The following is a 26591-nucleotide window of genomic DNA, read 5'->3' as shown; positions in this document are numbered from 1 at the left end:
TCAATCCCTCAAGTTGCGGCCGGTCAGATGCAAAAATACACTCTCCAGATTGGGTTCCTCCACCTTCACCGACACTATATCGCCGCCATGCCCGGTGATCGATGATATCAGCTCCACTAAATGCGCTTTAGCGTCGCACATCAAAACCTCCAATGACATTTCATTTACCGAAACATTCCGTACGAAATCCAGCGCTTTAAGAACATCGTATAGACTTTGTCCGTCCATAACCAGCTCTATAATAACCCTGTCGATGCTTCCCACCATGGCCCTCAGCTCATCCTTGGTACCCATGGCTATGAACCGGCCGTGATCCATGATGGCCACCCTGTCGCACAGATACTCCACTTCTTCCATATAGTGGCTTGTATATATGATAGTCATGCCTTGCTGATTCAGCCGCTTGGTCGTTTCCAGTATATGATTGCGCGACTGCGGATCTATGCCGACGGTGGGTTCATCCATGATCAGGAGCCTGGGATCATGCAACAAAGCCGCGGCTATATTTATGCGTCGTTTCATGCCCCCGGAATACTTGTCGATACGATCATCAGCCCTGTCGGACAGGCCCATTATGTCCAATACACTATTTATGCGTTGGTTCAATGTTTTGCCCGACAGGCCGTACATACGCCCCCAAAAATTGAGATTTTCTCTGGCGGTAAGCGTGGGATAAAGAGCTATCTCCTGAGGCACTACGCCCATAATCCGCTTTAATATCATAGGCTCCTTCACAACGCTTTTGCCATCAAACAATATATCTCCGCCGTCGGGCTTCAAAAGCCCGCATATCATAGATATGACGGTGGTCTTGCCGGCGCCGTTCGGCCCCAGCAGGCCCAGTATTTCATCGTCCTTCACTTCAAACGACACGCCGTTTACGGCCTTTATATCGCCATAACACCTTATAAGCCCTTTAACCTCTATCATCGATATCATCCCCCGTCAAATTAATTTACACTAAATATGTCATTTCTTCTGCACGCTCACCATGCCGTTGCCTGTGCTGATCTTTATTTTCGGACCGCCACCGTTTACAGAACCCGTATATGTCCGATTACTCTTGGATAAAGAAAAGTCCGAATCCACCGCTCCACGTGCCGTAGTGATCTCAAAATCGGCCGCTATATCCTGAGGCACCGTTAATTGCACCATGCCGTTGCCTGTGGTTATATCATAGCTGTTTCCCGTCAGCTTACCGAGCGATAGCTCTACCAGCCCGTTGCCGGATTTGACCGATAAATCGCCTATATTGCCGGAAGCCAATCGCATGGCACCGTTGCCTGTATCTATCCCCACATTGCCGCTGACATCTGTTAAGTCTATCAAAGCATTGCCGTTATCTATATCGACGTCACCGGCCATATCCTTTATCTTTATCACTCCGTTACCGTTGTCGATGGTCATCCTCATATCGGTCGGCAATTTTATATCCAGTACTATAAGCCGATTGGAAATATTTATACCACTGTTCATTCCTTTGCGCGTATCGGCCTTAATGTGCACCTCCTCACCCTTTTGTTCAATTATTACGGACATCTGATCCATGATATCCTGTGCTTCGTCTTGCGCAATGTTTTTGCCGAAGATCTGCTTGGCATAATCTATCTGTATCTGCGGAACATCAGCGCCCTCTACGTTCAGCTCGACATTATCGGCCTCGATGCTCAATATCCCGCTTTTGCCGACATAAAATGCCTTATGGCCTTTTTCCTCATATGCCGGCGTACCGGTATTGAACTCAAAACCCGTACTGAAATTCCCGTTTATACTACCATCATTGCTTCTCACATATATGCCGCATCCCGATAACAATGCCATGGCGAGTATCATTGCCAGCATCGCCGCAAACATTTTCTTCATACTTATCTCTTACACCTCCACCACATTCTCAAGCAGCCATGATGCCAGGAAAAACAGCCCTATCATACCCGCCGCCCATATCAACACCGCCAATATGTCTATGCCTATAAAAGTGCCATTCATAAAAAAGGAAAGGTTAAAATCATTCGTACCGTTACTATTTAAAGCCCGTTCTATCTGTTGCCATGCCAGAACGTTGCTCAATGGCAATTCTATATGCAGCCATGCGGGCGAGATCTCCATGGATTTGCCGGAAATGTATGACAGCAACCACATGGGCAGTATATATGAAACAGCCCCTACCCAAAAATTAAACCTTTTAACGGTGGAACCGGCCGTATACGAAAACAATCCCAACACACCGACACTGGCTAATACATACAGCATAGGCAACATACCGAGTCCATATAACCGCCATACTGATAATACTATACCGTTATAGAGCTCAGCGCTCAAGACATCTGTGCTTTTAAGCTCGGCAAGCAGCATTACAGTAGTATATGCTCCCAGAAGAAGCATATGCGCGCCGAATTCGGTCATAAACCATGCCAGTTTCGCGCTCAATATATCGCGGCCTTTTACGGGCAGCGACAGCATAAGGTAGTGGTTGTTGCGTTTCCACTCATCGCCCATATAATCGAAACAATTGATAAATGCCGCTATGCCGAAACCGAATATGATCGTCATAGATACAAATGTCGGTACGCCCGTAGGCCACTGCCCTATGCGCGAATAAAGGAATAGCATCACGCCCAGCGTTATGATAAGGGTTACAGCAAATGATTTGCGTTCTTTCATGAACTCCTTTTTATACAGCCTGGCAAAATTCATCAGACAAACACCTCCTTGAATATATCCTCTATAGACCCATTATATTTTGATCGCAATTCATCAGCGTTGCCGTATAATTCAGCTTGGCCGTTTTTGAGAAAAAGCACTTTGTCGAACAAAGGCTCTATATCCCTGACCAAATGCGTGGCTATTATCATGGCGCTGTGCTCCCAGCGATATTCCGTGGCTATGGCATATATGATCTTATCCCGCGATGTTGGATCTATACCGCCCAAAGGCTCATCCAATAGGATAAGATCAGCATTCCTGGCCATGACCAGCACCAGCTTAAGCCGTTCGTTCATGCCTTTGGACAAATGCGCCACCTTCATGTCGGTCTCTATGCCCATCATTTCTATAAGCCTATCGGCCTTGTCATGATCGAAATCTTCGTAAAACCCCGATACATATTCTATAGCCTGCTGCACGGTCATCCACTTGTATATATGGTCGACATCGGGCAACACGGCTGTATGGCCTTTAGACTCCGGCCCCGGCTTCTGTCCGTTTATCAATACCTTGCCCTCGGTAGGATGGGCCAACCCCGCTATAAGCTTAAGCATAGTGCTTTTACCGCTGCCGTTTGGACCCAGCAGCCCCAGAACCTCACCCTCATTGATCGTTAAATCCACGCCGGTCAATGCCCACCTGAGGCCGTAGCGCTTTTTGAGATTCTCTAATTCCAATATGGTACCCATATATTATCCCCTTTCCTTATCATCCGGCCTTATGGCAGGCCGCCGCTCCAAGTAAGCCTCTACATGACACAGTATCTGTTGCTTTTGGAAACCCAAACTTACCATGCCGTCTACAAATTGCTGCACCAACCTACCTGCCAATTCATTCCTAACAGAGTCGATCCTATCTTTATCCTCGGTGACAAATGTTCCCATTCCCCTCTGCGTAAAGACCATCCCCTCTCTTTCAAGCTCCTGATATGCGCGCTGTATGGTATTGGGATTAACCCGTAGCTCTACAGCCATATCCCTGACTGAAGGAAGCTTGTCGCCCATAACCATTTGTCCGGCGCATATGCGCTGCTTTATCAAATCTATTATCTGAAGATATATGGGTATATTTTCATCGAATACAGGACGTACCGCCACAATATATATCATCTCCTCCTTATCGGATGTTCTATGTCATCCAGTATTAGTGAACTAATTAAATAGTACACTAATACCACAGTAATGTCAACACTTTTTTGTTAATTCTATGTTACGCGCTATCGCATTTCCAATCGAGCGAATAATTTTTCGCTTATATACAGAAGCAGGGTCAGAGCCACAAGTGCGCCCACTGCAAAAGCATAGAATGCCGCGACCATGCTGTGCATGGCAATGCCTATTATAACAGCCAGCAGTATAGCCGGTAGCATGGATAATGCCTGTACACCCATGCGCATGTAGACGTATAATACGTTTTTTGCATCATAGGACGGCAAGATCATATGCCCAGCAACGGCACTAAAAAGCGTCATTATATCTATCGATATCAAAAATAGCCATATCGATAAAGCTTGATTTATATTAAGTTTTGCCAAAATCCAGATCGGCAAAATCAACGCGCTGCTCCTGAGCACAGCCTTTATAGACGAAAGCATATTTACAGCCAATATTTTATACACCGGTTTTCCAGGGAACATGTAAATGTACTGCTTGCGCAGTTCATATTGCAAGCCAACCGGTACAACCCCTATCATCGTAGCATACATAACGGCATAAACTATAGCAAAACCAGCTATGTTATCGAAATTGCCCGATGATACAATACCCAACACTATACCAATAGTCAGCATAAAAACATGGTCCCAGCCTAGTATGATAAACTTCGATGCCCGTTTATTGGCCACTGCTTGTTTCCACACAAAAGCCCACGGACCTTTAGCTCTCCATTCGATATCCACATGCCTGACCTTTTTTCTCTTTGTCTTGCCATCATCAGCCGCCGCCTGTACGGCCTGCATATTCCCTTCGGAAACAGCCTTAACCCATTCGGTAACGCCGATGGCTTCTTCATAGTAGTCTACCGCGAAATAGATGGATAGTGCTACAATAGCCACCATCACAGCTATGAGCTCCAAAAGTAACGGTAACGGCGATGACACAGCAGCTATAAAAGGCGCCATAATCAGCGTTTTAGCCCATCCTATTATCGGTATACTGGCAAATACCGGACCGTTAACGGTCGTGAGCAATCCCTCCCATATATTATCGGCTGTAAATGTGCCCCATGCTGTATATGCCAATAGGCTAACAGTTACCAAACGTATCGATAACTTAATGATTTTACCCATTCCGAAACGGTGGGATATAGAATATATGAAAAAGTTCAATGCTGACCCTAATATAGATATAACTATTATAGTTACACTCGAATAAACCAGTTTCGAGGCATCCATATGCAATCCTGTCAGCGATGATATAAAAGGCAAATATATTATAACGAGCAGCATCATATAAAGCGATGAGCCTATCTGCCGTAGCATAGACCAAGCGTATACAGTGCGTTGGCTTATAGGCGATGGAAATAAGAAACTCACATCAGCCATAGAATACTGACCGGGAGCATATTTAACCGAGGCCTTATTCATACCAGCGAAAAAAATCAACATGAGCATAGCCATTATAACCGCTCCTACAACATCCAAACCTAAAGCCCATACCGCGCGCGGTTCATCGGAATTGAAAAATATAACAGGTAAAATCCAGACAAATTGCAAGCCGTATTGTATTAAAAGGCCGACGAGCTTACCCGGATGATGAATAGCATCTTTTATGTAGTTCTTGAATTTAGTAAAATCCAAAAAGAATAATGCATACAGTTCTCGCCATACCTTACTTCTGATCATCAGCCGTTACCTCCAGGAACAGATCCTCCAGCGTGCTGTCTGCAGATGCTTTCATCTGCTGCCTGAGCTCTTCTATGGTGCCTTCTGCTATCAATTCACCTTGTTTCATGACCAACACGCTGTCGCACAGGTTCTGAGCGGTATCCAACATATGCGTGCTTATAAGCAGCGTCTTACCGCTAGCTTTAAGATCATAAAAGGCGTTCTTTAGTTCACGCACAGCCTTAGGATCAAGACCTATCAACGGTTCATCAAACAATAAAACATCGGGGTGATGCAGCAGAGCACAACATATGGTAATCTTCTGCTTCATACCTTTTGAGAGATGCATACCTAATTCATTGCGTTTTTCAGCAAGGTCAAACCTTTCCAGCAACTCGTCGGCCTCCTTCTCCCAATCGATAAGATTATAGGCTAACGCTATGAATTGCATATGCTCCCATACTGTCAACATTTCGTATATATCTGGCGTTTCGGGTATATACGCTAACCTATACCGTGCCTTATCGTCGCGATGGTCCAACCCTCCTACCGTTACGCTGCCTTCATCCTTGCGTAATAAACCGGCTATACATTTGAGCGTGGTAGTTTTACCGGCGCCGTTAGGCCCGAGTAGACCTACCACCTGCCCCTCTCCCAGCGCAAACGATATGCCATCTACCGCCCTGGTCTTGCCGAAATGTTTTTTTAGTCCCTGTACTTGCAGAACCATCAAACTTTACTCCTTTGATATTATAAATACTATTGTCATTTTACCATAATTTTGTTTGACACTTCAACAATTCTGTACATAAAACTGTAATTCGTAATATATGACTGAAACGGGCGATATAAAGCGATGCAAATGATATAAAGCCGGAGAACGCCTTGAAATATTGCGTAGGCGTACTCAATGAGTGCAGCGTAGAGCAAGCGTAGGTCGGGCATGGACGCCCGACCAGCCGGCACTGAGCATGGACGCGAATTGCCGGCGTTAGCTTGCTCAAGCGAAACGAATTGTAAGTACGCCAGCAATATTTCATGAGCGGGAGTAGGCTTTATATCATTGCATGCGCTGAATTTGTTATATTACGAATTGCAGGTACATAAAATTCACATGCGACATTGCTTATATAAGAGCATATCGAAGATGGGTAATATCAACTACCAACCGAATGACTTTTTATTGCAGCGGTATGTTGGCCTCCGCATTCAAAAACAGATCGGATATATAGCCACGCTGCCACTTGAAGAACGCCGCACTGCCTATCATGGCAGCGTTGTCGGTGCATAAAATAGGCTGGGGATGAATAAATCTCAACCCGTTTCGCCGACAGGTCTCATCCATGGTCTCTTTAAGCACAACATTGGCCGCTACGCCTCCAGCTACAGCTATTGTACCGATATTGTATTCCAACGCGGCGTTTATCGCCTTATCCACCAACACATCAACCACAGCCTTTTGGAAACTGGCGGCTATATCTTCTACAGGGATACCCTGTCCTTTTTGTCGAGCTGTATTTATATAATTTAAAACCGCGGTCTTTAATCCGCTAAAACTAAAATCATATGGGTGATCGCGGATTACGGGTTTTGGGAATTCTATGATGGCTCGTCCAAGAGCCGCTCTTTTCTCTATAGCTGGGCCTCCCGGGTAACCCAGGCCGAGCGTACGCGCTACCTTATCAAAAGCCTCTCCGGCTGCATCATCATGCGTTTTGCCTATTATTCTATACTTGCAATAATCTTCGACTTCAACTATATACGTATGTCCACCCGATACTACAAGGCATAAAAAAGGAGGGGTGAGGGACTGATCTGCTATATAATTGGCACTTATATGCCCTTCTATATGGTGAACACCTATAAGTGGTTTATCTATAGCCAGAGCTATGGCTTTAGCGGACGAAAGGCCTACCAATAATGCGCCTATAAGGCCGGGACCATATGTAACGCCAATACCATCTACATTGTCGAATGCCATCTCTGCTCTGTCCAGTGCTTCCTGTATAACCAGTTCAACTGCTTCCAAATGCTTGCGCGACGCGATCTCGGGAACCACACCGCCGAACTTCTGATGGAAGTCGATCTGCGACGATATTACATTTGACAGCACTTGGCGGCCGTCTTGTACTACAGCCGCCGACGTATCATCGCATGATGTCTCTATTGCTAATATGCGCATGGTTTACAGTTTCCCCTCTATGTTAAATGAAAGTTCCACATTATTATAGCATCCTCATTATTATTGAGATAATACCCCTTGCGTATGCCACTCTCTTCAAATCCCAGCTTTTTATAGAGATTCTGAGCTACTATATTGGATTTGCGTACCTCCAATGTCATACGGCTTATACCGATATCCACCGCCATCTTCATCATATATCTCATCAACTTCTCACCAATGCCCCTATGTCTGTAATCGGGATGGACGGCCACATTGGTTATATGCGCCTCATCTATTACCAGCCACATGCCTATGTATCCCACTACCCTTCCGTTTAATCGAGCTACAGCATAGCGTGCACAAAAATTTCTCATAATTTCAGTACGAAAGGCTTCTTTGGACCATGGTGTGGGAAAGCAAAGCTGTTCTATCTCTTCCACATCATCTAAATCGCTTAGACGCATCTCTGTAACCTGTACTATGGAATCGTTTTTTTGTTCCATCTGCAATTATACCCCCGCTCTAATCTCTGCCTGCGATTTTCTCATATAAAACGGCAATAAAGTAATATAATCTTTTAAATCTCCGACCTGTGCGATATGCTCCCCCAATATACCCGCCATGGATGCCATAGGCACACAACGATAATCCGGCATCAATATAGCATCGTCCTGAAAATCACGCTTCAAATCATCACGATATACGCTGACCGCAGGACCAGTAAATATCACAGGCACTTCGTCCATAAGCAATTTTTTAAGTTGACAAAGATGGATTATCATATAATCCGACTGCCTATGCATATGGCCATTTGACCAAATATAGCGCGCTGTATAAACATTTTGCTGTTGCGCATCTATCAACGGATAAACGGGATGATCTGGTAAAGCAGCTCTTTCAGCCAATATATCCAGAGAAGTTACAGCTGCTATGGGTTTAGCGGTCACGTGAGCCAATGCTTTTATAGTAGCACACCCTATACGCAAACCGGTAAAAGATCCCGGCCCTATATCCACCGTCCAAAGGTCTATATCCGCGATGGTCATATCTACCCATTCAAGAATATGCTTTATCATAGGCACCACTATCTGTGAATGGCGTTTATTATAATTAAAAGATTCTTCATGCAGTACCATATCATTGCGTAATACAGCTACTGACGCCACATCGGTAGCTGTATCCAAAGCTAGAATATTCAATACTCATTCAACCCTTCCAAAATCTCTACATAACGCGGCCCTATAGCTTTCGCATCTATAATCCTCTGATTCTCGTCTGTACCATATAATATCCGTATATGCATATATTGAGCCGGAAGCAATTCTCGTATTTTCTCAGACCACTCTATAACCGTAACGCCTTTATCGAAGAAATATTCTTCGTACCCTATGTCGTACAGTTGTTCCGGATCTTCCAGCCTGTATACATCAAAATGATAGAGCGGCAAACGACCATTGTATTGGCTCATTATAGTATATGTCGGGCTGGTTATCTCATCGGTTATATCCAGCCCTCTCGCTATACCTTTAACTATTTGAGTCTTACCGCTACCAAGATCACCGTCTAGCGCTATTATATCACCTTCATGCAAAAGCTGTCCAATACGTTTGCCCAAGGCAAAAGTCTCCTTCGCACACTTGGTTATAAATCTCACATTCTCTGCACCTCACCATGAATTATACTACTATATAATTCACTTGCCAACTTTTTTAATCGGCAACTTCGATTCGTAATATAGTAAGTTTAGCGCATGCAATGATATAAATCCTACACCCGCTACAGGCTTGACATATATACTGAGCGGGCTTTTGAAGCGTAGGACCACAGCAATCTCTGATTGCGTAGTGGTCCAGCTTCACAGCCGTAGCGAGGTATATATGTCAAGCCTTATGCCACGTAATGATTGCGTACTTACAATTCGTTTCGTTTGAGCAAGCTAACGCCGGCAATTGGCTTACGCGTCTGATCAGGTATTCATGCTTAACAAAATTCCGTACCCCCGCATAAAATGTTTAGAGTAGGAATGGAGGTAGATGAATACATGCTTTCTCATATACAGATAATATGCATTGGCATTATAGCAAGTTTAGCAGCCGGATTGGCCACGAGCGTGGGAGCCATCCCCATCTTTTTCACGCGCAATATATCAGAAAGGCTCATGGATGCTTTGCTCGGTATGGCAGCAGGAATCATGCTGGCCGCTACCGCATTCAGCTTGATCATACCGGCCATAGAAAAAGGCGGTGGCGGTATAAAAGGAGCTAGTATAACGCTCATAGGCATATTGGTAGGAGGAATTTTCCTCGATGTGATAGACCGTTTATTCCCGGATACCAATTTACTATCCAATTCAATGAATGATGCGGAAAATGAAAATGGCGCTGCTTTGAGAAGAGTATGGTTGTTCGTCATAGCCATAACCGTACATAATTTTCCGGAAGGCATGGCAGTAGGGGTCGGTTTTGGCGATGGAGATATAGCCAATGGCATAAGCCTCGCTATAGCCATTGGCCTTCAAAACATACCGGAAGGTTTGGCAGTAGCATTACCGCTATTGCAGCACGGTTACAGTACCGGCAAAACGTTTTTGACAGCACTAGCTACAGGGCTGGTCGAACCTATAGGGGGACTGATCGGCGTTTGTATCATTCAGCTATCCAGACCTCTGTTACCATTTATCATGGCATTCGCAGCAGGGGCCATGCTCTTCGTGATCACCGAAGAGATCATACCTGAGATACACAACCACCAATACTGCTCAAAATTGGCTACTCATGCTCTGCTCATAGGTTTCGTCATCATGATGTTTTTAGACAATGTGCTGGGATAATATTATATCTTATCCTTACGCATCAGCAAGTATATTACCGTAAAACCTACGATTACGCCTATGACCGTTAATACGGCCTGAAGCCATAAAGGCATAAAGCAGCACTCCTATTCGACATTATAGCCGGCATCATTTATGGCCTTTTTTATATCCTCGCCATTGACATCGCCGCTATATTTCACTGTTACCTTTTTGGTATCCAGGTCAGCTCTTACATCGTCCACCCCGTCCAAAGTTTTAACAGCCTTTTCTATATTCTTCACACAATGATCACACGACATACCTTTTACGCTAAATACCATTTGTGCCATATCATATTCCTCCTGCTTTATCTTGTATAAATATTTGAGTATCCACCTATAATATTATATCTCATACTGCAAAAATTAAAAGCAGGTATATTTAAGCACTTTAAGCAAAAAATAATCGTGGAGGCGAGAGTCAATGAAGATGATAGCGGAGATAATAATACAAACTATAATGGCTTTTTTTGCAATACTGATATTTACCAGACTACTAGGCAAGCAGCAAATAACAGAATTAACCTATTACGATTATATAAACGGTATTACCTTCGGCTCTATAGCCGGTGTAATGGCCACAGATATATCGCAGAGAACCAGGCAGCATCTTATGGGGTTAGCATTGTTCGCTTTACTTACTTTCCTCATGTCATACATTTCAATGAAAAGCCGACCGGCAAGGAAACTGTTGGAGGGTGAACCAACCATCGTGGTACTAAATGGCCAGATATTAGAGGATAACTTACGCAAGATGCATTATAATATAGATGATCTTATATCTGAATTAAGGCAAAAGGACGTTTTTAATTTAAAAGATGTAAAATATGCCATCCTTGAACCCAGTGGCAATTTGAGCATACTCCAAAATGCCGACATCAAGCCATTAACGCCTAAAGATATGAACATTAGCCCACAGCAGCAATCACTGCCGTCCGAGCTTATAGTCGATGGCCAGATCATATACCAAAACCTGGCTCAAAATAATCTAAACGGCAAATGGCTCATGGATATGCTAGCAGCCCACGACATTCATTCAATAAAAGAGGTAGCATATGCTTCCATAGACCCTTTAACTAAAGAATTCTATGTGGATACATATAAAGATAGCGTGCCTAAAAACATAGATATAAGCGATGTATATAAGGGCAAGTTGGAATAAAATGCCTTTATATATCTTCACCTAATCGCGATAATATATGTTCTAAACGCGATAATATAAGATCGCGCCCTAATAATGGTATTACAGTCACCATTTCCGGCCCATGACACCTGCCGGTCAAAGCCACACGTATAGGCATAAAAAGGCTTTTGCCTTTAAGTCCTGTGTCATTTTTTAGCTGATTAAAAACTTCCTTAGCAAATGCTTCATCTATATTCTGGGCCTGCTCGACAATCTCTTTAAACCTTTGAAGCAAGCCATATACGCCTTGAGCCTTCAAAACTTCTGCAGCTTCATCATTTTCCGGCTCTACGACATTACCGAAATATATTCTCAGAGGCTCTACTATTTCTGCCACATAGCTTATACCCTCTTGTACGCTGGCTACTGCTTTCTCCAACCATCGCATATCCACATTATCATCTATTAAGCCGGCTGCCTTAAGATGCGGAACAGCTAGAGCTGCTATGCGACCAGGTGGGCTTTGCCTTATGTATATGCCGTTCATCCAGTTTAACTTATCTATATCAAATACGGCGGGTGAACGAGATGCTCTATTCAATGAAAACGCCGATATAATTTCATCTTTACTCATGATTTCCCGCTCATCTTCCGGAGACCAACCTAGCAAGGCAAGAAAATTGAATAAAGCCTCAGGTAGATAACCTTTGTGCCGATATTGGCCTATATAATTATCTCCGTGACGCTTGCTCAATTTAGTGCGATCCGGTCCCAGTATCATAGCTGTATGAGCAAATAAAGGCGGAGTAAAACCCAATGCTTTATATATTAGCAACTGTTTAGGCGTATTAGCCACGTGATCATCTCCGCGAATAACATGGGTTATATCCATTAAATGATCATCTATGACCACAGCGAAATTGTATGTGGGCATATTATCAGAGCGGAATATTATCATATCCCCACCCAACGTATGACTATCAATCTCTATATGGCCTTTTATAAGGTCATCGAATGCGATCATTTCGTGATCGGGCACTATGAATCTTATAACCGACGGCCTACCTTCGGCTTCGAAGCGCCTTATTTCTTCGTCGGATAAATGACGACATTTTCCGGAATATCGGGGTATATCGCCAGCCTTTACCGCTTGTTCCTTATCGACCTCTAATTCTTCGGGTGTACAATAGCAGCGATAAACAAAGCCTTCATCTATAAGCTTCTGAAGATATCGCTGATAAATATCCAAACGTTGGCTTTGTCTGTATGGCCCAACAGGACCTCCTTTATCCGGTCCCTCGTCCCACTCTATCCCCAGCCATTCCAGTTCTTTATATATATATTTCTCATATTCAACAGTGGATCTTGTGGCATCGGTATCTTCTATGCGCAATATGAAGTCTGCTTTGCCCTCATGTTTGGCAAATAGATAGTTAAACAGCGCTGTACGCATATTGCCTATGTGTATCGGCCCAGTAGGACTGGGTGCAAATCTCACTCGTATACCGTTCATCGTTATGACACTACCTTTACAGGCACTTTATCGAAACCGAGCTCCTTTGCAATGGTCAGGCGCCTAAACCCATCCACAAGATCGTACTTTCCGTTTACTGTCTGACGTACCAATAATGGCTCGTCTATCTTACCCAGCTTACTTATCCTTTCTTTCTCAGCCATGGTTTTTTGGGGATTCAAACGGGCATTTGTAAACTTCGGATTAGTCACTGTTATGTCCACCAGCGGTACCTCTTTTATCTCATTTCTACTAATCGGCGCTACCATCGGTCTGGCTGGAGCCGTCATCCTGTTTTGCCTGGGAGGCGGTGCAATATTCTTTGGTCTACCCGGCACTCTAATTTTGCTGTGGCGCCATTCGAAACTTTTTTGTGGGTCTATGCCGCGCATACTTAACCATTCAAGATTTGTCATGTTTCTAAATATAACTGGTACGGTTTTAAACCCCAGCTGCTTTGCAACCAAATAATTTTTTAAGCCGGATACCAGGCCTAATCTGCCACTTGGTAATATCCTAACTGTCAATGGCATAGTAATCCTGCCGATTATCTGAGCATTCGTTATATTGGGCTCAAGAGAAAATGGTTTGGCATTTAAATGAACCGGCTCCACTAAATCTATATGTGCAAGCGGCACCTCTTCTATCTCTTCTGGCCTAAAATAAGATATATCCTCTTGAGGCACAAATTGTTTAGCAAATATATTATTAGTATTTACTTCTATATATGGAACACCTTTACTGGTCATGCCCAAATACGGTTCACCCTCTACTACCAATATATCGTCGTCTTTTATATCTTTAATCAATTCGAGCCATTTTGTTCTGGATACTTTTATGATATAATTTACATTCTGCTTTTTTTGTTGCTCTATAATCGCTGTACTAGTCCATTTAAAACGCACTTCATCTTCATTGCTTTTAACATTTTGCGGTACTAAACCTTCCAAATGTATTCGAGCTTTGGCCAACTACCCATCATCCTTTGCATATAATATATTATTCATTTAATGATATATTCTTTTTCGATTTTTATCAAGTGTTTATAGTAAATTCTTATGTGTAGATTATACCATATGGCTCGCTATTATACAATAACAGGGTAAGCATAAAAGCTTTACCCTGTTATTGTATAGTATTTGTTATTATTCAGCTATAATATATATAATGTGAGCGTTGCTGAATAATCGTTAACAATATTTTAACCGCTCGGTATAATGCGTATGAAGCAGTTCATGAGCAGTATGACTGTTTGGTTTCCCTAGAAATTCGTTATATATAGCCTTTATTTGCGGATTCTCATGAGATTTCCTTATAGGCATATCCCTATCCTCTTGGTATAGAGCTTTAGCCCTTTCGGCTTTGATATCAATATCCCACCTTTGCTGCGCCGTCAATATAGGCTGACCGCCTCCATTTATACAACCGCCGGGGCATCCCATTATCTCGATAAAGTCATAATGCTCTTGACCGCTTTTGATTCGGTCCAAAAGTGCTGCCGCATTGGCTGTACCGTTGGCTACAGCCGCCTTTATAGTAACTCCTCCGGCATCTATCGAAGCCGTCCTTATGCCTTCTAAACCTCTGACGACACCGAATTCTATATTTTCCAGTTCCTCACCGGTCAATATCTCGGCTACAGTGCGAAGAGCTGCTTCCATAACACCACCTGTAACACCGAATATAACACCGGCTCCTGTAGAAATGCCTAACGGATCATCAAAGGATTCATCTGGCAATGCCAAAAAGTTTATGCCTGCTTCTTTTATCATGCGCGCTAGCTCACGCGTTGTTATGACAACGTCTACATCGGGATGCCCATTAGCTGCCAACTCCGGCCTTTGTGCTTCAAATTTCTTGGCTGTACATGGCATAACCGATACCACAAAGATCTTGGACGGATCTATATTCATCTTTTGCGCGTAATATGATTTCAATACAGCCCCCATCATCTCATGAGGGGATTTGCACGACGATAAATTATCCAAGAATTCCGGATAATAATGCTCGCAGTACTTAACCCATCCCGGACTGCATGATGTTATAAGGGGTAATTTGCCGCCGTTTTTCAGCCTATCCAATAGCTCTGTTCCCTCTTCCATAATAGTAAGATCGGCTGCAAAATCGGTATCGAATACCTTATCGAATCCAAGACGTCTCAATGCCGCTGCCATCTTACCTGTAACGCGGGTACCTATGGGCATACCGAATTCCTCGCCCAAAGCCGCTCTCACCGCTGGAGCTGTCTGCACTACCACATGCAGCTCGGGATCAGCTAAAGCCGTCCATACTCGCTCGGTATCGTCCTTCTCACGCAAGGCTCCAACAGGGCAAGCCTCTATGCATTGGCCGCAATTTATGCATGGCACCTGGTTTATACTCATCTTGAACGGTGGTTCCACCATGGTATTAAAGCCCCTCTCGGTGGCTCCGATTACACCTATCTCCTGTACGTTGCGGCATGTGCTTATGCAACGCCTGCACAATATGCATTTATTAGGGTCTCTTACTATGGCCGGTGAAAGGTCATCTATCGGCAACGTCAATCGTTCGCCCTCAAAAGGTATTTCTTTAATATTCAATTCATCGGCCAATTGTTGTAGCTCACAATTGCGATTGCGCACACACGTCAAACAGCTCCTATCATGATTGGAGAGTATGAGCTCCAATGTTACCTTCCTAGCATCCCTTACGGCTGGAGAATTCGTGCTCACTTCGATACCGTCGGCTACAGGATACACGCACGATGCTTGCAGCGCCTTGGCTCCCTTTATCTCCACTATGCACATGCGGCATGCGCCTATTTCATTTATATCTTTTAAAAAGCACAGCGTCGGTATACGTATATTGGCAGACCTAGCAGCCTCTAAAATAGTGTAATAAGCCGGCACTGTTACCTTCTGTCCATCTATAGTCAATGTCACCATTTTCTCATCCATATTCCGGCCCCTCCTTATCTCTTTATGACAGCATCAAACTTGCATACATCCATGCATGTTCCGCATTTGGTGCATTTCTCAGGATCAATAACGTATGGCTCCTTCTTAGCACCCGTTATGGCGCCCACAGGGCACATGCGAGCGCACAGGCCACAACCACGGCACAACTCCGGCATCACTACATACTCCAGTAATTGCTGGCATACGCCGGCAGGACATTTTTTATCACGTATATGAGCTTCATACTCGTCTCTAAAATATTTCAAAGTGCTCAGCACCGGATTAGGTGCCGTTTGCCCTAATCCGCACAAAGCCGAGGCCTTTATATTCTTAGCCAATGTTTCCAAAAGCTCTATATCACCCTCTTTTCCTTTGCCCTCCACGATGCGGTCTAATATTTCCAGCATGCGCTTGGTACCAATACGACATGGCGGACATTTGCCGCATGATTCATCCACGGTGAATTGCAGGAAGAACCTTGCTATATCCACCATGCAGTTATCCTCATCCATTACGATCATACCGCCCGAACCCATCATAGAACCTATCTGGATAAGTGAATCGTATTCTATAGGCATGTCCAGGAACTGCGCCGGTATACATCCGCCTGACGGTCCGCCGGTCTGGGCTGCTTTAAATGCCTTACCTTGGGGTATACCGCCACCTATATCGTATATCACCTCACGCAGTGTTGTTCCCATAGGTATTTCCACCAACCCAGTGTTGTTTATTTTTCCGCCCAGCGCAAATACCTTGGTACCTTTGCTCTTATCCGTTCCTATAGAAGCAAACCATTCAGGTCCATTCAATATGATCTGAGGCACATTTGCATAAGTTTCCACATTATTGAGCAGCGTAGGTTTACCAAAAACACCTTTATTGGCTGGGAAAGGAGGTCTCGGCCTCGGTTCTCCACGTTTCCCTTCTATGGATGTCATTAAAGCTGTTTCCTCACCGCATACAAAAGCACCAGCTCCTAAACGCAGATCTATATCGAACTTAAAACCGGTACCGAATATATTGCTACCTAGCAAGCCGTATTCTCTAGCTTGATTTATGGCTATATTAAGGCGCTTTACTGCCAACGGATATTCAGCTCTGACGTATATATAGCCTTGATCAGCTCCCACTGCATATCCTGCTATAGTCATTGCCTCCAACAAAGCGTGCGGATCGCCCTCCAATACGCTCCTGTCCATGAAAGCCCCAGGATCACCTTCGTCGGCATTACATAACACATATTTTTTATCGCCTATGGCATCATGCGTAAACTGCCATTTCAAACCCGTCGGGAAACCTGCGCCACCCCTGCCACGCAATCCGGATTTTTTTATTGTGTCTATGACCTCTTGCTGAGTCATTCCGGTCAATACCTTAGCCAAGGCTTGATAACCGTCTGCACCAATATACTCCTCTATATTTTCCGGGTCTATAACACCGCAATTTTTCAGCACTATACGCCTCTGCCTGTTATAAAAATCTATTTCATTCAATGAAAGCGGCAGATGCTCCTCTGCTATATCCCTGTACAAAAGCCTCTGAACTATCCGGCCTTTCAACAAATGTTCTTCAGCGATATCCCTGGCATCTTCCGGTTTAACATGGCAGTAATACGCACCTTCGGGATATATTACAACGTTGGGCCCGCGCTCGCACAAGCCCAGGCAACCCGTCTGTACCACTTTAACCTCATTGGAAAGATGCAAACGCTCTATCTCATTATTCAAAGCTTCTATAAGCTGTTGTGCTCCGGATGATGTGCATCCGGTACCTCCGCATACTAGCACATGCGAACGATATAATTCCATTCTTCTGCTCCTCTCGATAAAAGTATTTATACACTGGATATGCCGGGCAGCTATTCTGTCCGGCATATCATAAAACTAATGGGGAGATTATTAGGTAATTAGCTAATTCTGACTTTGCCCCTCTGTGTAGCCTATGGTATACTCGGTTACCGGATGTCCATTTACAATATGCTCGGCTACTACTCTTGATACCTTCTCCGGGGTCATCTTAACATACGTGACCTTATCTTCATTTGGCCTGTACACGTCTACTATAGGCTCTAATCGGCATACACCTACACAACCAGTTTGAGATACTATTACATCCGTTAAACCTCTCTTTTGTATCTCTTCCATAAACTTCAACATAACCGGTCGCGCACCCGCCGCTATTCCACATGTAGCCATACCAACCACTACTCGTGTAGCATTTTGGCTTTGACGCAAGCTCATTTTCTCCTGCGCTTTTTCCCTTATTTTATCTAATTCTTCTAAAGTTATCATTCAACTGCACTCCCTTCAACTATGTGCTGCATCAACCATCTTATTACATCGGGATGATTTATAGGTATCTCTCCCAACGCTTCCTTTACTTGACGCGTATCAATTACAACTGCATCGCCATCTATATCATATCGATATACAAAATCGATGTTCGGATTACCGGCTATCATAGCTATCATAGTGCCGGCGATATCACCCATAGGAGGGCGATCTATATGATCATAATGCATAACAGCTACTACAGATGTCCCTTTGCCCGGTTCAGAATGGACCTCGATATGCCCATCGCATCTTTGAGCCGTAGCTGCCAACAGCGAAAGGCCCAATCCTACAGGACGTGTGCTGCGGTGCGTAAAGAACGGATCAACGGCCTTTGCAACCGCATCGGCATCCATTCCACATCCATTGTCATCAACTTCTATGCTCAACATATCTCCGTCGCGCACAATGCTCACTTTTATGAGCGACGCTCCAGCCGATATGGAATTCTGTATTAAGTCCAATATATGCTGGGATAATTCCTTCATCGCTTTTAATCATTCATATAACGCTTGAGTATTTTCGGTACATCATCAGGCACCAGACGACCATATACCTCGCCGTTTATCATCATTACCGGCGCCAATCCGCATGCTCCCAGGCATCTTGTGGCATCTATTGTGAATTTGCCGTCCGGCGTAGTTTCCCCTTCATTTATTTTTAATTCTTCTTTTAGCTTATCCAGCACTTTCTGCGCACCTTTAACATAGCAGGCCGTACCAAGGCATATGTTTATAGTGTACTTGCCTTGTGGCTGCAGCGTAAAATGAGAGTAAAAGGTGGCCACACCGTATACATCAGTGAGGGGTATATCCAGTTCTTCGGCTATGAAGTTCTGCACCTCAAGCGGCAAGTAACCGAATATCTCCTGTGCCTTATGCATTATCGGCATAAGAGGGCCTTCCATATTCTTATATCTATCTATCACCGTCTTTAATTCCTGAAATTTCTCTTCTAGTTCTCTTTTAACTTCTATCGCCATATTCGCATCCTCCTTGTTAATATAATTATATATTATCGTTATAAAAATATCAATATTAATTGCGAAAAACTATGTTAAATTTGTGTTAAGAATATTTTTTATGCACAAAAGCCGTAAAAATAGCATAAATAATCTATTCCTATAGATTTTATATACTATTAATCGTTATGATTTTAACAAATATAATGAATTTTCTGATAATTTTATAACATGTTTATACGCCTAAGTCATGGAGTCTGCCAGCTATAGCATATGTGCTTAAAGAACTGCCCAATATAGGTATGTTGTGTTCATCAGCCCTGGCTATGGTATCTTTATCCACGGCTATAGCTTCAGGTATTATTATACACGATATATCAGCCAGTATAGCCACTGCCACCACATTAGCATGGGTTTGCACCGTTACCCATGCATTGCCCGGTTGGGCATGTGCCATAACCCAGCTTAACAAATCACAGCAATAACAGCCTTTTATTTCTTTATTCAAAGCATTGGCACCTGCTATTACATTCATATTCATTTTTTCAGCCAATTGTCCTACAGTCACGTTTAATCCTCCTCGTCATGTTTTCCAGTGGGCATAATATTCGAGAGATCTATAACCTGTTTTGCCAGCTCTTTTACTCGTTCCCTCAGCTTGAACACGCAATCCATTATAGACGCCTTGCCTTGAACAATATCCTCGGCCAATGCTCTACAGCTTGGCGAGCCGCATGAGCCGCAATCCAAGCCGGGTAATTCATCGGTTATAATCTCTATACGCTGCATTTTTTCCATCGCGGCGTTTATATCATCATCCAGTTTCATAGCCGGATTGGGCAGTATAGGCTGCTCAAAATACGGTGCTCGAGGTAAACTCGTCATATACAATTGCCCGGATAGAGATTTGGCCCACTTCCTTATACGATTGCGTGCTACAAAACCGTTCTCAACGGTCAGAGGACCTCCAACACATCCTCCAGGACAGGACAAGCCCTCAAAAAAATCCAAATCGTTCATTTTATCATCTTCAATTTCTTCTAATACCTTTATCACGTTTTGTATACCATCGACTGCCAGCGAATTGTCAGCGCCTATTGAAAGGCTCTCGCCGCCCGAATTAGCCCAGCCCAGTCCAAAGCTAGATGCCTCTATCGCGCCTCGCGAGGATGAAATGCCTCCCACTTCAGCCACGATATGGCCGAATATATCAGATATCGCTATAGCACCATCCACCGAAGAAGTACGCCTTTCTATAGGATGGCGTATGGCTGTCATCTTCGCAGGGCACGGCGTTATAAAAAAAGCACCTATATCATCCGGGTCATAACCTGTTGTTTCTATAGCGCGCTGTTTCGCTATATAGCCGGCTATCTCCATAGGAGACCATACATCCACCATATGTTCTATAAGCGATGGGAAACGTACCTGTATGAGGCGTACTATGACCGGACACGAAGAAGATATAATAGGTCGAGGTATATCAGCGCTCTCAATACGCTGCTTTATAAAATGTGCGGCTATATCCGCAGCCTTAGCCACTTCAAAAACGTCATCGAAGCCTAAAGCCTTGAGTGCATCGTCGACAGCTAAAGCATCCTCTATGCGCTTGAATTGGCCGTAAAGCGTTGGCGCTGTCAATGCTATCGTATACTTATACTTGCTTATCACATCGACGGGGTCGGTAACCGCCAACTTGGCATGATATGGGCATACGCGAATACATTCGCCGCAGTCTATGCATCTTTCAGCTGTTATATTGGCCTTTCCCGCTCGGACCCTTATAGCCTCCGTAGGACAGCGCTTTATACAATTGGTGCAACCTCGACATTTTTCCTTATTCAATGTAACGGAGTGGAAATAATTATTATCCATATTAAGCCCCCTTGGTATATATCCTCATAAAGACCCTTGTACCTACATCTATATCGGAGCGTATATCAAATTCATCGCTGCATTTTTTCATGTTCGGCAATCCCATACCTGCTCCAAAGCCCATTTCTCTTACTTCATCAGACGCCGTGGAGAACCCCTCCTGCATGGCTAACTCCACGTCGGCGATACCGGGCCCGCGATCTTCTGCCATTATATCAATGTATTCCGATGTTATCTCTATCATCATGATGCCGCCAAGCGAATGTATCGTCATATTCATCTCGGCTTCATAAGCGGCCACCGCTGCTCGGCGTATTATATCAGCATTTAAGCCAAGCTTTTTTAGCACCGATTTTATATGAGCCGATGCGTCGCCGGCCGCCATGAAATCGCGGCTTTTTATATCATAGGCGTATTTTATGTTCGCCATAAGCATTTATCCTTTTAAACCAGCCTGATATAGCAAACCGCAAGCTACGTACATAGTATGCTGCGTAACCAAGATGGGTATATCGGCTAGTTCGGCTGCCTTTACGAAATCTTCAGACGGGCGTTTGCCACGAACGAATACGATAGCTGGAATATCCAAAACCTGTACCGTCTTAATCAACTGGATATTGGTCAATCCTGTCAATAATATCGTTTTATTTTTAACAAAAGCGAGTATATCGCTTATAAGGTCGCAACCGCATGCAAAATCCACATCTATGCTTTGCCACGCATCGCCATGTACCAGAACGTCTGCCTGCAAAGCTTGCGCCACTTGATCCAATGTCATAACGCCTCTCCCATCATATCAATACTTTCATTTACTATTCAATTATAAATCAGTTTATATAAAAAGTCCACACAATTGATAAAATTTTATCAATTATGTGGACCGGTTACGTGGCTAATCAGTTATCCGGTTACCGCTCGTTTATCCTTTCTCGCGATATTGTCTATATTTATCCAGAGCTTCTATATAAGCATATCTTATATTAAAAGATAACTGAACGGCGTTGGTAGAAGCTTTGGTAGAAGCTTTGGATATAGCATCTCGTTGGCGTATCATAATGCCGTATAATTGATCCAAGCCCACGAAAGCCGCATTATCTTTATTGCTATCCGCTAGCTTATGCAACCTGTCATATCTATCTTTTATAGCGGCCTTATCTCCGTCGATAGCCTTTGCCACATCATCGCCCTTTAATGCGCCTTCATCCAATGCCTTCGACCAAGTGCCGAGCGTTTCAAACCATTTCTCAATATCGGTGAAACACTGCTGTATCAATGAAACATTATCTTTAGAAGCATTTACGGTTATATTAGCAGCCTTGATTTGAAAGCTATATATCTGACTATCTATATTTTTAGCCTTAAAGTTCGATTTTGCCTTGTCTGCAATTTCAGCGGCATTATAGGCTGATGCCATAACCTTATATGCATTCTTGTCATGTATTATGTATCCGGCATATCCTTGACCTTTTATATTATCGGCAAACTGTTTTGCATTGGCGCTATCGGAAAATGCTCCTAGCTGCACAGCATATACCGTTATAGGCGGCATCTTTATAGTAGCCTGTACCTTTTTAGCCGGTGGCGCGGGAGTATCTGTTTGTTGAGGTTCGGGCGGCGTTTGCACGCTTACCGGAGCATCGTCCGCCACCGTGCGGCTGGCTATAAATTCACCTATCGCCTTCCCGGCTATACCGGCTGTAGCAAAATATATTATCGCAGCTACTACGATGATCGCTATAGTAACTACAATATATCTCTTACCGTTTTTATTGCGTTTTAATCGCGAGTATCTCACTTATTTCCCTCCTTATTTCAACAATATCCGACATATTACACAATTTCTAATTTATAGTATTACCTTGTTTTATTGTAATATAACATCGCACATATAGCAAGTACAAATTTATACTATAAATCCTATGGCCAACAATGCGGATAATGATAAATGGCATAATATGGTCGATGCATTGGCCGGCATAAGCTTTTCATCATCGTACCAATACCTATGAGCCGTGATTACAGCTTTTGCAGCTAATGGCACCGTAAACATGGTCAACAAGGCTCCCGCCGGCAATATGCCTCGTGCTATAAATGCGATTATAATGGTATATGGCAATAGCATCAATATATAATAGAGTGGTAAACCCCTCTCTTTGCCAAGATGAACCAACAAATTGTTTTTAGCAGCAGCTTTATCCTGCTCATAATCAGGATACTCGTTTATAAACAATACCGCTGTTATGAGCAAAGCCATCGGCAATGAAGCATAAATCGGTGTCCAACTTAAGCCTCCGCTCTGAACATAATATGAACCCAATACTGATAAAGGGCCAAAAGCTAATCCTATAAGCAATTCACCCCATCCCTTATACGAAATGCTAGCAGGGGGCAGCGTATACGCATAACCTATAATTGCGCCAAATAAGCCCAATACTAAAGCCCATATGCCGACCACTACGGCGAAATATATAGCCATCACTAAACCCAATATAAAAAAAGCCGCAAATAACATACGGCTTTGTTCGATAGTCATCTGTTTATGCTGCAATACCTGGCTCCCTCCACTAAAGGGCTTCACCTCACCTAAAGGGTCGGCACCGCTCAAATAATCATAATGATCATTGGCCATATTAGAAGCCACATGCAACGATAAAACCCCTATCTCGGTTAATATGAAATACAACCATGAGAATCTGCCTGTATAATACCAAGCCGCTGCCGATCCCACCATGACCGATACGGCCGATGCTCCCAAAAATGGAGTTCTGGCCAAACGCATTATATTCCCTATCATTTCCACACCACGCATATATTTTACGTAGATTATTCCCATGATAGGCTGTAAATATACATACATTCATTATCCAGGACAGCCCTGTTAATATTCAGCCTTAAACCTTCTCAGGCGCAACGCATTAGTTACCACCGATACCGAGCTAAATGCCATGGCAGCTCCTGCAATGATAGGACTCAACAGTCCGAAAGCGGCAAACGGTATACCGATCGTATTGTATATAAATGCCCAGAATAGATTCTGCTTTATATTGCGCATAGTAGCTCGCGAGAGCTTTATAGCCACCGGTATGCCGCGCAGATCACCGCGTATAAGCGTTATGTCCGCTGCTTCCATAGCCACGTCGGTCCCAGTACCTATGGCAATACCGACATCGGCAGCAGCCAACGCCGGAGCATCGTTTATACCGTCGCCCACCATAGCTACAAACTTGCCTTGCTCTTTAAGCTTGAGCACCTGCTCGGCTTTGTGTTCGGGAAGCACTTCAGCCATAACATTACTTATGCCCACCTGTCGCGCTATGGCTTTGGCCGTGCGTTCATTATCGCCGGTTATCATATATACATCTATACTCATCTTTTGTAATTCTTCTATAGCTTCTTTAGAATGCTCCTTTACTGTATCGGCCACAGCCACTATACCTAAAAGCTTCTGATCGGTTGCTACCAGCATAGCCGTCTTGCCCTCTTCTTCCAACGATATCAGCTCATCCTCGGCATTTTGTATATCGATATTTTTCTCTCTCATCAACTTGCGGTTGCCGACATAGTATGTTTTACCATCTATGACCGCTTCAACGCCATAGCCTGGGATAGCCTCGAAACGTTCGGCATCGGGCAAATCCATTCCTAACTCTTTCGCTTTTTCTAATATAGCCACTCCCAATGGATGTTCAGATGCTTTTTCTGCTATAGCCGCTATGCGCAATAAATCATCATCCCGACCGTTTAGAGGTAATACATCGGTTACCTCAGGTTGTCCTTTTGTTATAGTCCCCGTTTTATCCAATATAACAGCGTTGATATTATGAGCTCGTTCCAAATGTTCGCCGCCTTTTATCAGTATACCGTTTTCAGCACCTTTGCCTGTGCCTACCATGATAGATGTCGGCGTAGCCAAGCCCAGCGCGCATGGGCAGGCTATTATAAGAACGGATATAGCAGGTATAAGCGCTGTGGCCAAAGTTCCGTCGCCGAATATGAGCCAAAGTACGAAAGTGACTATGGCTATAACCAATACCGTGGGTACGAATATGCCCGATATCTGATCGGCAAGGCGCTGTATAGGCGCCTTTGAGCCCTGAGCCTCTTCCACCATCTTTATTATTTGAGCCAAAACCGTGTCCCTGCCCACTTTTGTGGCTCTAAATTTAAAAGTACCATATTTATTGATGGTAGCACCTATCACCTCATCGCCGGCTTTTTTATCCACAGGCATGCTCTCACCAGTTAGCATCGATTCATCCAAAGATGAATTCCCCTCTATGATTACGCCATCCACCGGCACCTTCTCGCCTGGCCTAACCACGATTACATCGCCTACCTCCACGTCTTCCACCGGTATATCCATCTCTTGACCATCGCGTATGACGCGGGCGGTCTTAGCCTGTAGGCCTATTAGCTTCTTTATGGCTTCCGATGTTCTGCCTTTAGCTAAGGCTTCCAGCAGTTTGCCTAACGTAATTAAGGTTATTATAACGGCCGAGGCCTCGAAGTACATATCTCCACCGATGAAAAAGCCCGTAAATATGCTATACACATAAGCGACGGTAGTACCCATAGCTACTAATACATCCATATTGGCGCTGCGTCCCTTCAAGGCGTGATATGCACCCTTATAATAGGTGGCACCTACAATAAACTGTACAGGCGTGGCCAATATGAATTGAAACCATGGGTTCATAAACAATGGCACATGTATATTAAAAGCCTCAAGTATCATATTTAAGACCAAAGGAGCGCTCAATATTACGGAAAGTATCAGCATACGCTTTCTGCCACGTATCTCTTTCTCACGTTCAGCCTGCTCTCTATCCGACGAAACCTCATCGGCTCGTTCGGCTTCGTACCCAACATCTTCTACGGCTTTTATCATATCCCTTACGCTGACCATAGAAGAGTCGTATTCAACCGTAGCTTTTTCTGCAGCGAAGTTTACCGATGCATCATAGACCCCATCCAAACGATTTAAAGCCTTTTCTATAGCTGCGGCGCAAGCTGCACAGCTCATCCCTTTGAGGCGGAGTTGTACTTTATCCATGATAACGTCGTAGCCAGCATCTCGTACAGCTTTTATGAGGTCGTCTGTCGTTGCTTGCTCGGGATCGTACACTACCATGGCCTTTTCGGCAGCAAAATTCACGCTAGCCTCTTTCACACCTTGTACTCGTGAAAGGCTCTTCTCTATAGCCGCGGCACAAGCTGCGCAACTCATGCCCGAAATTCTCAAGCTTATCTTTTTATCCATCAAACCCACTCTCCATTCTCTATTAGTAGCCTATATTAGCATAACCAAG

General features: G+C 44.0%; 28 protein-coding genes. 2 read left to right on the top strand and 26 right to left on the bottom strand.

The window, feature by feature from the left end; genetic code table 11:
• The 11 genes from MAHAU_RS06330 to tsaE all read right to left on the bottom strand — a co-directional run bounded on the left by MAHAU_RS06330 (position 1) and on the right by tsaE (position 9345).
• Positions 1-930 (bottom strand): ABC transporter ATP-binding protein, encoded by a 930-nt coding sequence (locus MAHAU_RS06330; RefSeq protein WP_013780895.1) that lies wholly within the window; start codon positions 928-930, stop codon positions 1-3.
• A 39-nt stretch (positions 931-969) separates the two neighbouring features.
• The gene (locus tag MAHAU_RS06325) at positions 970-1863 is read right to left on the bottom strand and encodes a DUF4097 family beta strand repeat-containing protein (RefSeq protein WP_013780894.1); all 894 of its coding nucleotides are present in this window, start codon (positions 1861-1863) and stop codon (positions 970-972) included.
• A gap of 9 nt (positions 1864-1872) precedes the next feature.
• Entirely contained in the window at positions 1873-2694 is an 822-nt protein-coding gene (locus MAHAU_RS06320; RefSeq protein ID WP_013780893.1) for a hypothetical protein, read from the bottom strand.
• A complete protein-coding gene (locus MAHAU_RS06315) occupies positions 2694-3392 on the bottom strand; it encodes an ABC transporter ATP-binding protein (RefSeq protein ID WP_013780892.1) in 699 nt (232 codons plus the stop codon). The genes MAHAU_RS06320 and MAHAU_RS06315 overlap by 1 nt, the downstream gene beginning before the upstream one ends.
• A 3-nt stretch (positions 3393-3395) precedes the next feature.
• Positions 3396-3812: a GntR family transcriptional regulator gene (locus MAHAU_RS06310; protein ID WP_041643912.1), complete on the bottom strand. Its 417-nt coding sequence runs from the start codon at positions 3810-3812 to the stop codon at positions 3396-3398.
• A gap of 107 nt (positions 3813-3919) precedes the next feature.
• Complete coding sequence (locus MAHAU_RS06305; protein WP_013780890.1) at positions 3920-5545, bottom strand: putative ABC exporter domain-containing protein; 1626 nt, start codon at positions 5543-5545, stop codon at positions 3920-3922.
• Positions 5532-6257 (bottom strand): ABC transporter ATP-binding protein, encoded by a 726-nt coding sequence (locus tag MAHAU_RS06300; RefSeq protein ID WP_013780889.1) that lies wholly within the window; start codon positions 6255-6257, stop codon positions 5532-5534. The genes MAHAU_RS06305 and MAHAU_RS06300 overlap by 14 nt, the downstream gene beginning before the upstream one ends.
• A 450-nt stretch (positions 6258-6707) precedes the next feature.
• Positions 6708-7709 carry a tRNA (adenosine(37)-N6)-threonylcarbamoyltransferase complex transferase subunit TsaD gene (gene tsaD / locus MAHAU_RS06295; protein WP_013780888.1) on the bottom strand — a complete coding sequence of 334 codons (1002 nt, stop codon included), beginning with the start codon at positions 7707-7709 and terminating at the stop codon, positions 6708-6710.
• A 17-nt stretch (positions 7710-7726) separates the two neighbouring features.
• Positions 7727-8194: a ribosomal protein S18-alanine N-acetyltransferase gene (rimI, locus tag MAHAU_RS06290; protein WP_041644408.1), complete on the bottom strand. Its 468-nt coding sequence runs from the start codon at positions 8192-8194 to the stop codon at positions 7727-7729.
• Positions 8195-8200: 6 nt separating this feature from the next.
• Positions 8201-8890 carry a tRNA (adenosine(37)-N6)-threonylcarbamoyltransferase complex dimerization subunit type 1 TsaB gene (gene tsaB, locus MAHAU_RS06285; RefSeq protein WP_013780886.1) on the bottom strand — a complete coding sequence of 230 codons (690 nt, stop codon included), beginning with the start codon at positions 8888-8890 and terminating at the stop codon, positions 8201-8203.
• Complete coding sequence (gene tsaE, locus MAHAU_RS06280) at positions 8887-9345, bottom strand: tRNA (adenosine(37)-N6)-threonylcarbamoyltransferase complex ATPase subunit type 1 TsaE (RefSeq protein WP_013780885.1); 459 nt, start codon at positions 9343-9345, stop codon at positions 8887-8889. The genes tsaB and tsaE overlap by 4 nt, the downstream gene beginning before the upstream one ends.
• A 387-nt stretch (positions 9346-9732) precedes the next feature.
• On the opposite strand from tsaE, the gene MAHAU_RS06275 reads away from it, so the two are divergent.
• Positions 9733-10521 carry a ZIP family metal transporter gene (locus MAHAU_RS06275; RefSeq protein WP_013780884.1) on the top strand — a complete coding sequence of 263 codons (789 nt, stop codon included), beginning with the start codon at positions 9733-9735 and terminating at the stop codon, positions 10519-10521.
• Positions 10522-10628: 107 nt separating this feature from the next.
• On the opposite strand, the gene MAHAU_RS06270 is transcribed toward MAHAU_RS06275, so the two are convergent.
• Positions 10629-10832 carry a heavy-metal-associated domain-containing protein gene (locus tag MAHAU_RS06270; protein ID WP_013780882.1) on the bottom strand — a complete coding sequence of 68 codons (204 nt, stop codon included), beginning with the start codon at positions 10830-10832 and terminating at the stop codon, positions 10629-10631.
• Positions 10833-10965: 133 nt separating this feature from the next.
• Here MAHAU_RS06270 and MAHAU_RS06265 point away from each other — a divergent pair, with 133 nt between their 5' ends.
• Complete coding sequence (locus MAHAU_RS06265) at positions 10966-11703, top strand: YetF domain-containing protein (protein WP_013780881.1); 738 nt, start codon at positions 10966-10968, stop codon at positions 11701-11703.
• 7 nt (positions 11704-11710) lie between these two features.
• Here the strand turns inward: MAHAU_RS06265 and gltX are convergent, their stop codons facing one another.
• From gltX to MAHAU_RS06195, 14 genes are all read right to left on the bottom strand, one after another.
• On the bottom strand, positions 11711-13177 hold the full coding sequence (gltX, locus tag MAHAU_RS06260) for a glutamate--tRNA ligase (protein WP_013780880.1): 1467 nt from the start codon (positions 13175-13177) through the stop codon (positions 11711-11713).
• A gap of 2 nt (positions 13178-13179) precedes the next feature.
• Positions 13180-14148: a ParB N-terminal domain-containing protein gene (locus MAHAU_RS06255; protein WP_013780879.1), complete on the bottom strand. Its 969-nt coding sequence runs from the start codon at positions 14146-14148 to the stop codon at positions 13180-13182.
• A gap of 219 nt (positions 14149-14367) precedes the next feature.
• A complete protein-coding gene (locus tag MAHAU_RS06250) occupies positions 14368-16116 on the bottom strand; it encodes an NADH-dependent [FeFe] hydrogenase, group A6 (protein WP_013780878.1) in 1749 nt (582 codons plus the stop codon).
• Positions 16117-16130: 14 nt separating this feature from the next.
• Entirely contained in the window at positions 16131-17990 is a 1860-nt protein-coding gene (gene nuoF, locus MAHAU_RS06245; RefSeq protein WP_083809855.1) for an NADH-quinone oxidoreductase subunit NuoF, read from the bottom strand.
• Positions 17991-18026: 36 nt separating this feature from the next.
• Positions 18027-18407 (bottom strand): (2Fe-2S) ferredoxin domain-containing protein, encoded by a 381-nt coding sequence (locus MAHAU_RS06240; RefSeq protein WP_013780876.1) that lies wholly within the window; start codon positions 18405-18407, stop codon positions 18027-18029.
• Positions 18404-18934: an ATP-binding protein gene (locus tag MAHAU_RS06235; RefSeq protein WP_013780875.1), complete on the bottom strand. Its 531-nt coding sequence runs from the start codon at positions 18932-18934 to the stop codon at positions 18404-18406. The genes MAHAU_RS06240 and MAHAU_RS06235 overlap by 4 nt, the downstream gene beginning before the upstream one ends.
• Positions 18935-18939: 5 nt before the next feature.
• Positions 18940-19428 carry an NADH-quinone oxidoreductase subunit NuoE gene (gene nuoE / locus MAHAU_RS06230; RefSeq protein ID WP_013780874.1) on the bottom strand — a complete coding sequence of 163 codons (489 nt, stop codon included), beginning with the start codon at positions 19426-19428 and terminating at the stop codon, positions 18940-18942.
• A gap of 214 nt (positions 19429-19642) precedes the next feature.
• Positions 19643-19948, bottom strand: a complete 306-nt coding sequence (locus MAHAU_RS06225; RefSeq protein WP_041644407.1) for a DRTGG domain-containing protein — start codon at positions 19946-19948, stop codon at positions 19643-19645.
• 29 nt (positions 19949-19977) lie between these two features.
• Positions 19978-21282, bottom strand: a complete 1305-nt coding sequence (locus tag MAHAU_RS06220) for a [Fe-Fe] hydrogenase large subunit C-terminal domain-containing protein (RefSeq protein ID WP_013780872.1) — start codon at positions 21280-21282, stop codon at positions 19978-19980.
• A 1-nt stretch (position 21283) separates the two neighbouring features.
• Positions 21284-21712, bottom strand: a complete 429-nt coding sequence (locus MAHAU_RS06215) for an ATP-binding protein (RefSeq protein WP_013780871.1) — start codon at positions 21710-21712, stop codon at positions 21284-21286.
• A 6-nt stretch (positions 21713-21718) separates the two neighbouring features.
• Positions 21719-22060, bottom strand: coding sequence for a hypothetical protein (locus MAHAU_RS06210; RefSeq protein WP_013780870.1), 342 nt, complete (start codon positions 22058-22060; stop codon positions 21719-21721).
• A gap of 141 nt (positions 22061-22201) precedes the next feature.
• Positions 22202-23077, bottom strand: coding sequence for an SPOR domain-containing protein (locus tag MAHAU_RS06205; RefSeq protein WP_013780869.1), 876 nt, complete (start codon positions 23075-23077; stop codon positions 22202-22204).
• A 108-nt stretch (positions 23078-23185) separates the two neighbouring features.
• A complete protein-coding gene (menA, locus tag MAHAU_RS06200) occupies positions 23186-24076 on the bottom strand; it encodes a 1,4-dihydroxy-2-naphthoate octaprenyltransferase (RefSeq protein ID WP_171804969.1) in 891 nt (296 codons plus the stop codon).
• 84 nt (positions 24077-24160) lie between these two features.
• The gene (locus tag MAHAU_RS06195; RefSeq protein WP_013780867.1) at positions 24161-26542 is read right to left on the bottom strand and encodes a heavy metal translocating P-type ATPase; all 2382 of its coding nucleotides are present in this window, start codon (positions 26540-26542) and stop codon (positions 24161-24163) included.
• Between the last annotated feature and the right edge of the window lie 49 nt (positions 26543-26591).

This window comes from Mahella australiensis 50-1 BON (assembly GCF_000213255.1).
Lineage (GTDB): Bacteria > Bacillota > Clostridia > Mahellales > Mahellaceae > Mahella > Mahella australiensis.
The sequence above is the reverse complement of the archived record's forward strand: the minus strand, read 5'-3'. Positions and strand labels throughout refer to the sequence as shown.